Source organism: Aneurinibacillus sp. REN35, assembly GCF_041379945.2.
Taxonomy (GTDB): Bacteria; Bacillota; Bacilli; order Aneurinibacillales; family Aneurinibacillaceae; genus Aneurinibacillus.
The window spans coordinates 98585-113095 of record NZ_JBFTXJ020000003.1 but is presented as its reverse complement, the minus strand read 5'-3'; the positions used below and the strand labels follow the sequence as shown (position 1 = coordinate 113095).

The 14511-nt window shown below is 45.4% G+C and carries 14 protein-coding genes; 2 read left to right on the top strand and 12 right to left on the bottom strand.

Going from position 1 to position 14511, the window contains the following annotated elements; all coding sequences use genetic code 11:
* Positions 1-14 precede the first annotated feature (14 nt).
* From AB3351_RS06860 to AB3351_RS06850, 3 genes are all read right to left on the bottom strand, one after another.
* On the bottom strand, positions 15-1067 hold the full coding sequence (locus AB3351_RS06860; RefSeq protein ID WP_371146392.1) for an ABC transporter substrate-binding protein: 1053 nt from the start codon (positions 1065-1067) through the stop codon (positions 15-17).
* A 227-nt stretch (positions 1068-1294) separates the two neighbouring features.
* On the bottom strand, positions 1295-1579 hold the full coding sequence (locus AB3351_RS06855; RefSeq protein WP_371146391.1) for a hypothetical protein: 285 nt from the start codon (positions 1577-1579) through the stop codon (positions 1295-1297).
* An 86-nt stretch (positions 1580-1665) separates the two neighbouring features.
* Positions 1666-2586 carry an RluA family pseudouridine synthase gene (locus AB3351_RS06850; RefSeq protein WP_371146390.1) on the bottom strand — a complete coding sequence of 307 codons (921 nt, stop codon included), beginning with the start codon at positions 2584-2586 and terminating at the stop codon, positions 1666-1668.
* Positions 2587-2775: 189 nt separating this feature from the next.
* On the opposite strand from AB3351_RS06850, the gene pyc reads away from it, so the two are divergent.
* Entirely contained in the window at positions 2776-6231 is a 3456-nt protein-coding gene (pyc, locus tag AB3351_RS06845) for a pyruvate carboxylase (protein WP_371146389.1), read from the top strand.
* A gap of 45 nt (positions 6232-6276) precedes the next feature.
* On the opposite strand, the gene ytfJ is transcribed toward pyc, so the two are convergent.
* Positions 6277-6786, bottom strand: a complete 510-nt coding sequence (gene ytfJ, locus AB3351_RS06840) for a GerW family sporulation protein (protein WP_371146388.1) — start codon at positions 6784-6786, stop codon at positions 6277-6279.
* Entirely contained in the window at positions 6759-7433 is a 675-nt protein-coding gene (locus tag AB3351_RS06835; RefSeq protein ID WP_371146387.1) for a DUF2953 domain-containing protein, read from the bottom strand. Before AB3351_RS06835 ends, ytfJ begins: the two co-directional genes overlap by 28 nt.
* A gap of 135 nt (positions 7434-7568) precedes the next feature.
* Between AB3351_RS06835 and AB3351_RS06830 the strand changes: the two genes are divergently transcribed.
* A complete protein-coding gene (locus AB3351_RS06830) occupies positions 7569-8516 on the top strand; it encodes an S-layer homology domain-containing protein (protein WP_371146386.1) in 948 nt (315 codons plus the stop codon).
* A 69-nt stretch (positions 8517-8585) separates the two neighbouring features.
* Here the strand turns inward: AB3351_RS06830 and AB3351_RS06825 are convergent, their stop codons facing one another.
* The 7 genes from AB3351_RS06825 to AB3351_RS06795 form a co-directional block, all read right to left on the bottom strand.
* Entirely contained in the window at positions 8586-9404 is an 819-nt protein-coding gene (locus AB3351_RS06825) for a CoA-transferase subunit beta (protein WP_371146385.1), read from the bottom strand.
* A 1-nt stretch (position 9405) separates the two neighbouring features.
* Positions 9406-10380, bottom strand: coding sequence for a CoA transferase subunit A (locus tag AB3351_RS06820; protein ID WP_371146384.1), 975 nt, complete (start codon positions 10378-10380; stop codon positions 9406-9408).
* Between the two features lie 307 nt (positions 10381-10687).
* Complete coding sequence (gene mbcS, locus AB3351_RS06815) at positions 10688-12283, bottom strand: acyl-CoA synthetase MbcS (protein WP_371146383.1); 1596 nt, start codon at positions 12281-12283, stop codon at positions 10688-10690.
* 236 nt (positions 12284-12519) lie between these two features.
* Complete coding sequence (locus tag AB3351_RS06810) at positions 12520-12726, bottom strand: small, acid-soluble spore protein, alpha/beta type (protein ID WP_371146382.1); 207 nt, start codon at positions 12724-12726, stop codon at positions 12520-12522.
* A gap of 98 nt (positions 12727-12824) precedes the next feature.
* Positions 12825-13499 carry a TerC family protein gene (locus tag AB3351_RS06805; protein ID WP_371146381.1) on the bottom strand — a complete coding sequence of 225 codons (675 nt, stop codon included), beginning with the start codon at positions 13497-13499 and terminating at the stop codon, positions 12825-12827.
* Between the two features lie 81 nt (positions 13500-13580).
* A complete protein-coding gene (locus tag AB3351_RS06800) occupies positions 13581-13769 on the bottom strand; it encodes a hypothetical protein (RefSeq protein ID WP_371146380.1) in 189 nt (62 codons plus the stop codon).
* A gap of 40 nt (positions 13770-13809) precedes the next feature.
* Positions 13810-14475 (bottom strand): Crp/Fnr family transcriptional regulator, encoded by a 666-nt coding sequence (locus tag AB3351_RS06795; protein ID WP_371146379.1) that lies wholly within the window; start codon positions 14473-14475, stop codon positions 13810-13812.
* Between the last annotated feature and the right edge of the window lie 36 nt (positions 14476-14511).

Below are 14511 nucleotides of genomic sequence, written 5' to 3'. Positions count from 1 at the left end.
GCTTTATTGGGGGACTATTCGATCATTTGCGGCTTCCATTTATCCATCGCTTCCTTTGGAAGCTTTTCAATATCAATTCCTTGCTCTTTCGCCGCTTTTTTGTTGATAGCAAGATTCAATTTATTCGGATAACCAACAGCCATATCTCCTGGATTCGCTCCGTCTTTTAAGATTTTCACAGCCATAAGGCCCGTCTCGTAGCCAATATCGGAGTATTCAAATCCCATTCCTGCAAAGCCACCGCCTCGCACTGACTCAAGCTCTCCTACGAATAATGGAATTTTATTTTTATTTGCTGTGGCAACGATTGTTTTTAGTGCGGCAACCGCCGTATTATCCTGCGGTACATAAATTGCATCCACTTTGCCTACAAGCGATTCTGCTGCTTGCTTGACTTCGCTTGTATTCGTGGCAGTCGCATCCACTGGAGTAAGCTGGAGCTTGCCTAATTCACTTTTTACCACTTTTACGTTTGCTACGGAATTCGCTTCGCCGCTATTATAAATTACGCCCACTTTTTTAGCCTGCGGGAAGAAATCTTTTATTGCCTTCATTGTATTAGGAATAACATCTGGCGGTGTATCAGAGAAACCGGTAATATTCTTGCCTGGCTTCTCCAGGTTGTCTACCAGCTTGGCTTCCACAGGGTCCGATACCGCAGTGAATAGAATCGGGGCATCCTTTACGTTTTGCAGCATCGCCTGCGCATTCGGCGTTGCAATAGCTAGAATTAAGTCCTTCTTATCAGAAGCAAACTTCTGTGCAATCGTTGTTGTATTTGTCTGATCAGCCTGTGCAATTTGGAAATCAATTTCGATATTCTTGCCTTCTTCCAATCCGTTTTCCTTAAGAGCTTTAATGAAGCCTTCACGGGCTGCATCCAAGGCCGGATGTTCTACGAACTGCGAAATACCTATTTTAAATGTTTTCTCCGCGCCTGCTCCTGCTCCCGGCTTCTCCGCGCCTCCGGCCTGCTTGTCTGTCGACTGACCGCCACAAGCAGCGAGCAATACCATCATTGCTGTAAGCAGCATTCCAAGCCACCGCTTCTTTTTCACCACATTCATTCCCCCCGCTATAACTTTTGTTTTATTTAAAAGATTCCATTTGCTCAGTAGGTTTATTATAGCATGTTCTCTTTTACTTTAAAGCAAAAAATTAACGGAAATATTCGATTTTTTAGAAATAAGTAGAGAGAATTGCTTGAATTTTCTACTTTAACGCGTCCTCACAGCAAAGCAATAAAAAAAGTTATTAATTGATTAACAAATCAAATAATAACTTTTTTTCGTTATTAATTACTTATTCCCTGAATCATTGCGAGTACAAATACATCAAGCGCAATAAGAAAACCCGCAAAAAATCCAAACATCCCAAATACAAACCGGTTTCTTTTTGCTTTCTCAAATTGCAGTGCTGCTCCTGCCGCAACAAATGGAATGATCGCCTCTAAAAAAATGAAACGTGTCTTAAGACTCTCGTTATTCCCCTGCAGCGCTTCAATCGAAATGGAATAACAATACGCCGCAAGTCCAGCAATCACAAGCAAAAACGGACTCATCCTCAGTAATGTCTTCACGTCGCTCCCCCCTATCGCCCATGTTACTTCGTTCCCGGATAGTGGTAAATAGAGAGACTATAATGTTCACGAATTATCTACAACATCTACGTAGCATCACCAAGCAGTGCACTCATATCCCCCGGTAGTGGCGCTTCGAATGAGTGGATGGATTTATCTCGCGGATGCGGAAAAGAGAGGGTTCGCGCATGTAAGGCTTGTCTGCCAATCAGCGACCGCTCCCCTCCATATAGATCATCACCAAGCAGCGGATGGCCAATATAGCTCATATGCACGCGAATCTGATGTGTTCTCCCTGTATCAAGTTTCACACGTACATGCGTATACGCTCCGTATCGGGCCAGTACGGTGTAATGAGTACGCGCCCACTGTCCGCCTTCCCCGACAACCCTCTCCATTAACGAATCTGATTTGCGACGAATCGGGGCATCAATCGTATCGCCCTCCCCCGCAATATGTCCGTGAACAAAGGCTTCATAGTGCCGCTCGATTCGATTTTCCTGCTGCACTACAGCCAACTGTTGGTGAGCATACTGACTTTTCGCGATAAGCACTAAGCCCGATGTATCTTTATCAAGCCGGTTGACCGGCCGAAATTTACGAGAAATCCCCTGCCTATTCCAATGATAAATCACCCCATTTGCCAGCGTTCCGCTTGGATGCAGCATGGTCGGATGCACACACAGTCCCGCTGCTTTGTTTACAACCAGTACATCCTCATCTTCAAATACAATGTCAAACGAAATCGGTTCTGCAATAATATTCTCCGATTCTTCTTCCGGTAGGTGCAGCTCAATACAATCACCCGGCAGCAGCGGATGATCAAGATACGTCACACTTCCGTTTAGACGAATTCCTTTTACATGCTTTAATTCCACTAAAAGGCTGCGGGAGATACCATGCTCTTCGCGCAGAAAGCTGCGTACATTCTTCTCATCAGTCTCTTTAATATGATCAGGCACAATAAATCGGATGACCTGATTTCTTTGTTCCTGTTTTTCATTCATTTTGCATTCCCCTTATCTGTGTTACTTCCATATGTATTTCCCATTCCTTCTTTCCAACTAAAATCCATACTTTAGCCGCTTTTCTTGGTTCTGAATATTCATTCATGTGTTATGATAAATGATAGTTCTCAAATGTATATAATGGTATTAAATTTGAGAGAAAAAATTCAGTAGGAGAGGGAGATGTGAATGGCCCAGATTCAAAAGTTCAAGAAAATTCTGGTGGCAAACCGTGGTGAGATTGCCATCCGTATTTTCCGTGCCTGCTCAGAGCTTGGCATCCGCACCGTCGCTGTATATTCCGAGCAAGACAATGTTGCTCTCCATCGTTTCAAAGCCGATGAAGCGTATCTGATCGGCGAAGGAAAAGGCCCGATCGAAGCCTACCTAGACGTTGAAAACATTATCCGTGTAGCGAAACGCCATGATATCGATGCCATTCATCCTGGATACGGCTTTCTGTCGGAAAACGAACAGTTCGCCAAGCGCTGCGAAGAAGAAGGCATTGTGTTCATCGGGCCTAAGTCCGAACACATTGCTAAATTTGGCGATAAAGTGATTGCCCGTCAAATGGCAGTCGAAGCCGATATTCCAGTGATCCCTGGAACGCCGGAACCTGTCCGTACTTTAGAGGAAGCGCTGCGCTTTGTCAAAGAAAACGGATATCCCATTATCATCAAAGCCGCATCTGGTGGTGGCGGACGCGGCATGCGTATCGTTCGCAAACAAAGTGAGCTTACGGATGCGCTTGATCGCGCACGCTCTGAAGCAAAATCAGCTTTCGGTAACTCCGCTGTCTATCTCGAAAAATTCCTTGAAAACCCAAAACATATTGAAGTACAGGTGCTTGCAGACCAGCACGGTCATGCGGTGCATTTATTCGAGCGCGATTGCTCGATTCAGCGCCGTCACCAAAAAGTCGTCGAGGTAGCTCCTAGCCTCTCACTGACTGAGCGGCAGCGCGAAGAGATTTGCAACGCTGCACTGCGCCTAACAAGAGCAACCGACTATATTAATGCCGGTACGGTTGAGTTCTTGGTAGCACCTGATGGAAGCTATTATTTTATCGAAGTGAATCCGCGAATTCAAGTTGAGCATACCATCACCGAGATGGTTACCGGTATTGATATTGTACAATCACAAATTCGCATTGCGGAAGGCTATGCGCTTGAAGATGTTGAGATTGGCATCCCATCTCAGTCTAGTATACAGATGCGCGGATTCGCGATTCAATCACGCGTTACCACAGAAGATCCTGAGAAGGGATTTGCACCGGATACAGGTCGTCTGCTTGCTTACCGTTCGGCCAGCGGCTTTGGCGTTCGCCTAGATGCAGGCATCGGTGCGCATGGTGCCGTAATTACACCACATTATGACTCATTGCTTGTTAAAGTATCCACGCATGCTTTGACATTTGAGCGGGCAGCCAGTAAAATGCTGCGCACGTTGAAGGAATTCCGAATTCGCGGTGTCAAAACCAACATTCCGTTCCTTGAAAATGTAATGCAGCATCCCGATTTCCTAAGTGGTAATTATAACACATCATTTATTGATACGAAGCCGGAGCTGTTTGTGTTTCCAGTTCGAAAAGACCGTGGGACAAAACTGCTCAGCTATATCGGACAAACCATTATCAATGGCCATCCGGGTCTGGTCAAATCCGACAAAAAACCGGCTTTTATCGAACCACGCATCCCGGAGCTTCCATCTAAAAAGGACATACCAGCCGGTACAAAGCAAATCTTAGATGAGCACGGACCAGAAGGCGTTGTGAAATGGGTACAGCAGCAAAAACAATTGCTTGTGACAGATACGACATTCCGTGATGCACATCAATCGCTATTTGCAACACGTATGCGCACACACGATCTACTACAGATTGCCGAAGCAACATCTGTACTCGCGCCTAATCTCTTCTCTCTAGAGATGTGGGGTGGCGCTACGTTCGATACGAGCATGCGCTTCCTTAATGAAGACCCGTGGGACCGTCTACGTCAACTACGCGAGAAAATCCCGAACCTGCTTTTCCAGATGCTGTTCCGGGGGGCTAATGCGGTTGGATATACAAATTATCCAGATAATGTGATTAAGAAGTTTATCGAAACATCCGCACAAGCAGGCATTGATGTCTTCCGTATTTTCGACAGCCTAAACTGGGTGGATGGTATGCGCCTTGCGATTGAAAGCGTCCGAGAAGCAGGCAAGATTGCGGAAGGAACGATTTGTTATACAGGCGATATTATGGATTCGAAGCGGGATAAATACAATCTGGGCTATTATGTCAATCTGGCCAAGGAACTGGAAAAAGCAGGCGCACACATGCTGGCCATCAAAGACATGGCTGGGCTTCTGAAGCCGTATGCCGCTTACGAGCTTATCAAAGCACTCAAGCAGGAGGTCGGCATTCCGATTCATCTGCATACGCATGATACGAGCGGCAATGCCGGTGCCATGCTGCTGAAAGCGGCAGAAGCTGGCGTCGATATTGTAGATGCTGCGCTCAGTTCCATGTCAGGGCTCACATCACAGCCAAGCCTCAACGCGCTTGTGTATGGACTTGAATATGATAAGCGTGCAACAGGACTTGATCATGATAATTACCAAAAATTATCCAATTACTGGGAAGACATTCGCACATTCTATGCCGGCTTTGAAACCGGCATGAAAGCAAGCAATGCCGAGGTGTACAAGCATGAAATGCCTGGCGGTCAATATACCAACCTGGAGCAGCAAGCCAAAGCCGTAGGACTCGGGGAACGCTGGGATGAAGTAAAAGAGATGTACACGACGGTAAATCACATGTTCGGAGATATTGTAAAAGTAACGCCGTCTTCTAAGGTAGTCGGAGATATGGCACTGTTTATGGTGCAGAACAACCTTACGGAGAAAGACGTGTATGAGCGGGGAGAATCCATCGACTTCCCTGAATCGGTCATTACATTCTTCCAAGGGTATCTTGGCCAACCGCACGGAGGTTTCCCTGAGGAGCTGCAGCGCATCATTCTTAAAGGGCGTGATTACTTCACAACACGGCCGGGCGAACTTTTGCCATCTGCTGATTTTGAAGAGATCCGGGCGCTGCTTGAGGATAAGCTTGAGCGGGATGTCACTGAATACGATATTATGTCCTATGTGATGTATCCGCAAGTCTTCTTGAATATGCAGGAGCGGCAGAAGGAATTCGGAGATGTGTCGGTTTTAGACACGCCAACTTTCTTCTATGGTCTACGTCTTGGTGAAGAAATCGCGGTTAATATCGAGAAAGGAAAGACACTCATCGTCAAACTTGTCTCCATTGGTGAGCCGACACCTGATGGCATGCGTACCATTTATTATGAGCTGAACGGTCAGCCGCGTGAGATTAGCATCCGCGATGCATCTGCTAAGGTTACGACGGTACAGCGTCCAAAGGCCGATTCTTCAGACCCGGGTCATATCGGCGCTTCTATGCCTGGAAAGGTTCTGAAGGTTATGGTAGAACCTGGTGATAAAGTGAAAAAGGGCGAGCATGTCATCGTAACGGAAGCGATGAAAATGGAGACGACTATGCAAGCTCCGTTTAGCGGTATCGTTAAGGAAGTGCATGCCAAAGCTGGCGACACAATTGAGACGAACGATTTGCTACTTGTCATCAGTAAAAGTTAATCAGCTTTTATACAAAAAAAGAGCACCTGGCGTGCTCTTTTTTTATTAGTGCAGCTCATCAATAATTTTTTCTTCCCTCTCACTTTTCTCTGCACAATTCGTTTTCCGATCTCTCTCCTTATCTCCTCCACGAATCATGCTTTGAATCTTCTCGACTACAGCCGGAGCTAAATCCATCATTCTTTCATAAAGATGAGACTGTCCTTGCAATGAAATGGAGCGAACGCCATGCTTTCCTACAATAAGGAATGCGATCGGAGTAATGGATACACCGCCGCCGCTTCCGCCACCAAATGGCAAATCACCCTTCGCCCCCCCATTAACATGCTGGCGGGCCTGATCCCCATCCTGTCGGTCCTGACGGCGGCCGGTTTCCTGATATGTCTCAAATTCACTTCCACCTGCTGCAAAACCAAAGCCGACTTTTGAGACAGGAATGATAACACTGCCGTCCGGTGTTTCTACAGGATCTCCAATAATTGTATTTACATCTACCATGTCCTTAATATTTTCCATGGCTGTCTGCATCAAGCCTTGAATCGGATGTTCTCCCATATACGTTCACGCCCTTTCCAGAAATAGTGCACTGCAATTCGAATGACTGCAATGATAGCATGTCCGATCCGGAAGCGGAGTATGCAAAGCAGATGGACATTGAAAGTCTCGCGCTGAAATTCGGGAAATACATACAAATACGGCCGAACATGCAGAGAAATATAATGTGCAAGCACAGCAACCAATGCGCTCTTTATTGCCCAGACTGCTCCAACAATCGCTCCGGTTGCTGATGCTTCCCCAAGCCCGATGCTTGTCCTCCATTCCAGCTTCTCCCCTTGAACATGCTTCATCGTCTGGATCAAGATATGGTTTAAGTCATGTACATTATGCAGAAGACGCGCAAAATTTCGTTGAAAGTGCGCAATAACACGCGGTGTAATCCACGTTTTTTTCTTCTTTTTTGTCTTATCTCCTTCTCCAACCTTCGCTCTCTCTGTAACCTTGACCCCTTTGGATAAACTTTCAAGCTGCAGCATATTTACTGTAAAACGATATTTTATCAATCTTTTATAGATGGATAATTCCACTTCGATTCGATCATTTTCCGCGATTCGCTTATAGACAATCTCGATACGCACTGACGTAAACCAGACGATTAATATAATCAATACGATACTGCCAAAAGTAATCAGCCAGCCGTTCATATCCGCTCCACCTTCCCACACGTAGTATGAGCGGAACCTCTGCTTGACATACGGAAATCATAAGCAACTTTTCCACAAAAAATGAGTCAAAACAATGGAGACGATTACTTTTTACATATAGGAGATGTGGCAAACGTGAAAAAAACTTGGATGGCGCTGGCGATTGGCCCATTGGTTGCTGGCAGCTTGTTGATCGGTGAACAATCTGCTGCGGCCGCGTCTTTTACCGATATAGAGGGCCATTGGGCAGAAACACAAATTCTTTCCCTGGCACGCCAGGGGATCATCAAAGGTGTCGATGACGGAAAGTTCGCCCCCGATCAGACGCTGACAAAGGGACAATTTGTCGTCATGCTGGCCGGTATTTTTAAAAGCGACTTAACGACGCGCGGGACAGCACAGGAGGTAACAAAGTATTTCTCAGATGCGAAACGGTCTGATTACTATGCGGATGAATTGGTTCGTCTGCGCAAAGCAGGAGTTGTAGACGATCGGGGAACCTTTAATGGGGAACGCAAGCTGACCCGACAGGAAATGGCTCACTATCTTACGAATGCATACCGCTACCTGTATAAGCAGGATCTCTCCTCCCTTATCAATGTCAATAACATTCCGTTCAAAGATGCGAAAGAGATCGCCTCTGGCTATCGTGATGATGTCGTAATTGCAGACAAAATCAATCTGATCAGCGGACGCGACAATGGAGAATTCGACCCCCGCGCTACCCTTACCCGTGGAGAAGCGGCTTCTGTGATCTATCGCTTCGGACAATTAGTTCCATACGATGATATCGGTGTACGCTCAGGAGCTAAGCTGGCTACTATTCAGAACGCATATTATAAAGGGGGAAAGCTATATATTACTTTTACTTATAGCCTCCCTGGAGCCGGTTATAATGGACAGATTATTGTTATTACCCGTTCTGGACAGCAGATGAAGATTGATGTGGATCAAGTTAAACTTGACAGCAGTTCCTCCACCGCTGGATTTAAGCAGACTCGTACCATCACTGTAGAAGAAAGCAATGTAAGCACCATCATTGTTCGTGTGAATGGAAAAGAACAATCCCGCTTTTCCTTCTAGAGCTTTTACGTTCACAGCATGCCAAAAGGAGCCGAAAATATAGCCCGGCTCCTTTTTTTGATCGCTCACTTATTTCCTCGGCTCAAGAAAAATCCCTTCAGGATCTACCACTTCATGAAGAATGCGAAGTTCTTCATATGTAGGAGGCTCGGTCTCACCTCTGCATTTTGAAAAATCAAGCGGGAATCCTGTATGTTCCTGCAATTGTTCACGCGTCACGCCCGGATGAAGCGTATCTACATACATTAAGCCTGTTTCCTCATCAAAACGCAAAACCGCCATATTGGTAATGACAGCGCTTGGTCCTCCAAGAAATTTTTTGCCATATGCTTCACGACGGTGAATCAACTCTCCTTCCGGCCACTTTTTAACCATCCAGCCAGGAGATGTAATATAATCTACACGCTCCTTAAATCGCCGCTTCTCCTGTACCATAATAAATACAGTTCGTTTAGCAAGAGAATTAATATCAGGATTTCCTCCACTGCCTGGAAAACGCATGGACGGTGTAAGATAATCCCCGACAATCGTCGTATTTACGTTACCATATTTATCAATTTCCGCCCCGCCTAAATAAGCAAGATCGACTTTGCCCCGTTGCAGTTGACTAAATACATCAAACAAACCGGACGCCACGGATGCTTGTGTAACACAGCGCGGATCTCCCACAGAAGAAGGAAGAGAATCGCCCTTAGAATCAATAGTGCCAGCTTCATAAATCAGCTTAGAGTTTGGAGCGCTTACCTGCTGTGCCAGCATAATTGCAAGCATCGGAAGGCCTGTTCCTGCGAATACAACCTCTTCATCTCTAACCTCACGCGCAGATGCCACAGCCAGCATATCAACTACTGAGTATTCACCGGGTTTTGCGTATTGCTTCTCCTTCATCTTACCGCACCCCCCGTTTTACTTTTGTACTATATTTATGGTATGAATTCGCCCGCAGCTTCTCTAGGCGAGATACCCCTACTTTATTCAAATACTCCTCATGGTCTTTCACACCATATACCCACTCATCAGCCCATACCGTAAATCCTTCATCCGTCTTCGACGCCGAAGAAAATTCGCGGATAAACGAACCATCTACGTCATAGCAACCGTATGCTCCGGTAGGGTGTGCTCCCCATGGCAGTTCAACGATCGCATCCACTAAATAGCCAGGAATGAGATTGCGTTCCGGTTCTTCACGCAAATACGACTCCGGTACAATCTCTTCAGCAAGCACAATAACGATTTCAGAAGCCTTAATCGCCTGCTCATCCGAGTATGTTTGACCGGTAATACGGATGGTACCTTCCTCTCCTACTTGTTGGGCATGTACAATACATACGCGCGGACGGACAGCAGGCACGTGAATAATCTCTCCCTCGTTATAAAAAGGATCTGCTGCGAAATCGAATTTCTTTGCCGGAATGCGTTCATTTGCGCCAGTACGCAAGCCAGCTTTCTCCAACATATCATATTCTGGATTGAGAATATCGGTACCACGCGATGCCCACGTCGGCATATACGGAACCCCTATCGCTCCGGCCGTCATTCGATATAGCATATGCTGATGGCTGTAGTCTTCTACAATGACTGAGCGCTCTTTCACTTTTCGATCTAAACAATACGGTACCTTCCCGTATAGCTCATGGCCGATCCAGCACGATTCCCAAATAGATACCGCGCCAGCACCTATTAATAGTTCGGCATGCGTACCTGAATTGACCTCGACCAGGTGCAATCCTTTCTTCTCCTGACGCAGCATTTCATATATGGCTGCCATCGGACGGCGCCAAATTACAAAACCGCTGAATGTAATCATGTCATTATCTTGAATCATTTGCACTGCTTCCTGTAGTGAGCATCTTTTATCTACCATGACACATCCTCCTTACTCCTATTTGTATATATTTATCTATCATTTACTATTTTTAAAGAAATTCAGAAAAATGTCTATACTGCACTTTTTAATTTTCTCGTCAACAGATCTTTTTTACTGAATGAGCGCTTGTTCGCTTTATAGTGCGGAAGAAAAACTGTAAAACAAGGCCTATTCTTTGTCTAAAAATCAGAAATTGCATGATCTATATTATTTTATTCTTTATCAATAAATATATTCATGGTCTATACAGCACAAAGCCCTCAGATGAGGTCTGAGGGCTTTGCTATAGCTGACATAGTTTTATTTATTGGGCTTGCGTAGTCTTACGCGCTTTTTCAGCCTGGCGCAGTTCTACACGGCGAATTTTTCCCGATGTAGTTTTCGGCAGATCCGCTACGAATTCAATCTCACGCGGGTATTTATACGGCGCGGTAACGTTCTTCACATGTTCTTGAAGCTCTTTCACTAACTCATCTGAAGCCGCATTTGTGTCACGAAGAATGACAAATGCTTTTACGATGCTGCCGCGCACTGGATCGGGGCTTGCAACAACCGCACACTCTTTTACTGCGGCATGCTTAACCAATGCATCCTCTACTTCGAACGGTCCAATCGTATATCCGGAGCTGATGATAATATCATCGGAGCGGCCTTCGAAGAAATAGTACCCGTCCTCATCTTCTTTTGCCTGATCTCCAGTCAGATACCAATCTCCACGAAACGCGGCAGCTGTGCGTTCCGGATCGTTAAGATAGCCTTTAAAGAGAGCCGGCACGCTGCGGTGTACCGCAATATCCCCTACCTGTCCACGCTCTACTGGGTTTCCTTCCTCATCAATGATCGCAATGCGATTGCCAGGTGTTGGCTTACCCATTGAGCCTGGTTTTACTTCCATGCCTTCAAGCGTACCGATCAACAGTGTATTTTCTGTTTGACCATAGCCATCACGAACCGTTACACCGAAATAGTTCTTAAATGTATCAATTACTTCACGGTTCAGCGGCTCTCCTGCGCTTACCGTACTGCGGAGATGCTCTAATTTATATTGCTCAAGCCCTTCTTCTTTGGCTATGATGCGATATTCTGTCGGTGTGCAGCACAGAACATTCACTTCATACTTGTCAAGAAGACTTAAATACTTCTTCGGATCGAATTTTCCAAGATACACCAGACCTATCGCACCGGAGCCGAGCACCGAGATAAATGGACTCCAATTCCACTTAGCCCAACCCGGTCCTGCTGTAGCCCATACGATGTCGCCATCCCGGACATTCAACCACAGCTTGGCAGCTACTGCCTGATGCGCGTATGCCCAGCTATGCGTATGAATAACACCCTTTGGATTGCCTGTTGTTCCTGATGTATAATTTAAGAACGCAACATCATCAGCACGAGTATTCTCCACTTCAAACTCATCGCTCTGCCCTTCCATCACTTTATCGAATGAAAGCCAGCCTTCCTTCTCGCCTCCATATACGATAAATGTTTCCATTGTGCGGCAATCCGGGCGAACCTCATCGATACGATCAAGCAGATCGTGGAAAGAAATAACGGCTTTAATCCCGGCATGCGTAGCGCGGTATAAAATATCTTTTGGCATCAACATCTCAGATCCAGGCAGGATAATTGCTCCGATCTTCAATGCGGCCATATAGCTAATGTATGCCTGCTCAATACGCGGCAGGATAATCATGATTTTATCGCCCTTCTCAATCCCCAGCTCACGCAAACCATTGGCTAATTGATTCGAAGCCTTGCTAAGTTGAGCGTATGTGAAACGCTTGGTTTCTCCTGCTTCATTCTCCCATAGCAGCGCAAGCTTATTTGGGTCCTTTGCGTGACGTTCAATGTCATTTACCATGTTGTAGTACTCAGGTGCGTGCAACTGTAATTCGGTCATTCTCCATCTCCCCTATCTTTCATCCATTTACTTTTTACAAAAACAAATAAACATTTTCTTATAAAATAAGTGAAAACGTTTACGATAAACTAATTATTCTATCTTTTTTGTTATTTTCCTGCTTTATTTTTAATTAATCCTGAATTAAAATAATCCGTTCGAAAATTTGTCATATCTATGCAGAGAAAGGGCCGACGAAGTATCGCCGACCCTTATCATTCAGGTATGCAGATTTACTATGCGCGACGACCGCCAAGTTGTTGTTCAGCCATTTGAACAAGACGCTTAGTGATTTCGCCACCAACAGAACCGTTTTGACGAGAAGTCGTATCCGCTCCCAGCTGTACGCCGAATTCAGAAGCGATTTCATACTTCATTTGGTCCAGAGCTTGTTGTGCGCCTGGAACAACCAGGTTATTTCTGCTGTTGTTGCTTTGTGCCATGTGATTTCACCTCCTTGAGTGGTGTATCTATAGAATGTCACCACCTCGAAGGTTACATACAGATAAACGCAAAGAAAATGTTGGAAGCAGAAGCAACTCTATAAAATCGAATGATATAACCGCTTACGCCACCAAAGACCTATAACAAGAACTACTATTGTTAGTAAGAGGGGAAATACCCAATCAACATAATAAGATACCGGAGCTATACGCTGCTGTATGCTTTCTTCAGATATAATCATCGTTCCTGCGGTATAACTGAGAATACAGGCACCAATATAGACAAGCGCAGGCAATCGATCCATGAGTGCCGCCACTGCATTGCTGCCAATCATCAACAACGGTATGCTAAGACCAAGACCGAACAAAAGCAGCACAAAATCTCCCTGTGCAGCGCCGCCGACCGCTAGCACATTGTCTAAGCTCATCACAAAATCCGCGATAATAATCGTCTGCACCGCAGCAAACAGTGTTTGACCTGCTTTTATATCCGATGCATCCTCCCCTTCACCAATAAGCAGCTTCAAAGCAATCCATGCAAGGACAGCCCCACCTATCGCTTTCAAGTAAGGAATCAATAATACCCATGTAGCCATTGCCGTTAGCAGAATCCGCAAGCCTACTGCACCTGCCGTACCATACAGTACTGCTCTTCTCCGCTGCTCATACGGAAGGTTGCGGCTTGCCATTCCGATGACTACAGCATTATCTCCGCTTAAAACAATATCAATAATAATAATATGGACAAATCCAATCCAGAATGAAGCATCCATGCGCCCTGTCCACCACCTTCTAGCACTGAATATATTCAGTAAGCAGACAGGCTATGCAAACGAATTTCATCTCATCTGGAGTTATGGAGATACTTGCGGGTTAGAAGACATTTTTACAACAATACCTGCCTGATTACTCTCAATGTCATGTGATGGTGTTGTGGGCTGTTCATAAAGTACAAGTAATGTATAGATAAGACTCCAAAACAGAAAACCTGCGGGAAGTAATATTTGTCTTACTTTTACTTTTTTCTTCTCTTTCTCCATCATGAACCGCCCCTTTCTATATTCCTCTTACGCCTTTGTATCACTATGGCCGCTGAATCCAAATATGATGAGAATCGAATTCTACCCTGCCTTCACGCTTCAGTTGACTGACAATTCGACTTGCAGTCTCTCTTGTAGTCCCTACCATATCTGCTATATCCTGGTGTGTAAGTTCCATCCGCAGCAAATAGCCATCATGATCCGCTTCTCCTCTGGAGGAGGCCAAAGAAGTAAGCGTATTCATAATTTTTTCCTTCATATCCTTGCTCAGCACATCGGTCAGACGCCGCTGCAAATCCCGAATCTTACCTTCAAGAATTTGAAGCAGCCGCAAGCACAGCGCAGTATTTCCCGTAAGCATAGTCGTAAGTTCTTGGACATTAATAGAGTATAGCGAACACTCTTCCATTGCTTCCGCTGTAGCCGGATATGGACTCCCTCCGAACATGCCTACATGCGGAAACAAGTCACCTTCATGCAGTACATTTACGATCTGTTCACGGCCGTCTTCTGTCGTTTTGTACACCTTAACTACTCCCTGCTCTAGCAGGTAGATCGCTGTACATGGATCATCTTCATAAAATAAGATCGCCCGCTTCTTTACTTTCTTATAAGACATGACACCTGCAATAGCTTCCCTCTCCTGTTCACTTAACGAAGCAAACAGCGGTATCGTCCCTAAAAAATGTTCTAATGAATCGTACTTCAACGCTTCCCCATCGTCCCTTCTTATGGAAAAATAGGA

Bases quoted from the DNA above. Each gene is read 5' to 3' on its own strand.
- pyc (WP_371146389.1), top strand. From the start codon at position 2,776: ATGGCCCAGATTCAAAAGTTCAAGAAAATTCTGGTGGCAAACCGTGGT.
- AB3351_RS06850 (WP_371146390.1), bottom strand. From the start codon at position 2,586: ATGAATGAAAAACAGGAACAAAGAAATCAGGTCATCCGATTTATTGTG.
- AB3351_RS06805 (WP_371146381.1), bottom strand. From the start codon at position 13,499: ATGGATGCTTCATTCTGGATTGGATTTGTCCATATTATTATTATTGAT.
- mbcS (WP_371146383.1), bottom strand. From the start codon at position 12,283: ATGACCGAATTACAGTTGCACGCACCTGAGTACTACAACATGGTAAAT.
- ytfJ (WP_371146388.1), bottom strand. From the start codon at position 6,786: ATGGGAGAACATCCGATTCAAGGCTTGATGCAGACAGCCATGGAAAAT.
- AB3351_RS06860 (WP_371146392.1), bottom strand. From the start codon at position 1,067: ATGAATGTGGTGAAAAAGAAGCGGTGGCTTGGAATGCTGCTTACAGCA.
- AB3351_RS06825 (WP_371146385.1), bottom strand. From the start codon at position 9,404: ATGAAGGAGAAGCAATACGCAAAACCCGGTGAATACTCAGTAGTTGAT.
- AB3351_RS06810 (WP_371146382.1), bottom strand. From the start codon at position 12,726: ATGGCACAAAGCAACAACAGCAGAAATAACCTGGTTGTTCCAGGCGCA.
- AB3351_RS06800 (WP_371146380.1), bottom strand. From the start codon at position 13,769: ATGATGGAGAAAGAGAAGAAAAAAGTAAAAGTAAGACAAATATTACTT.
- AB3351_RS06835 (WP_371146387.1), bottom strand. From the start codon at position 7,433: ATGAACGGCTGGCTGATTACTTTTGGCAGTATCGTATTGATTATATTA.
- AB3351_RS06820 (WP_371146384.1), bottom strand. From the start codon at position 10,380: ATGGTAGATAAAAGATGCTCACTACAGGAAGCAGTGCAAATGATTCAA.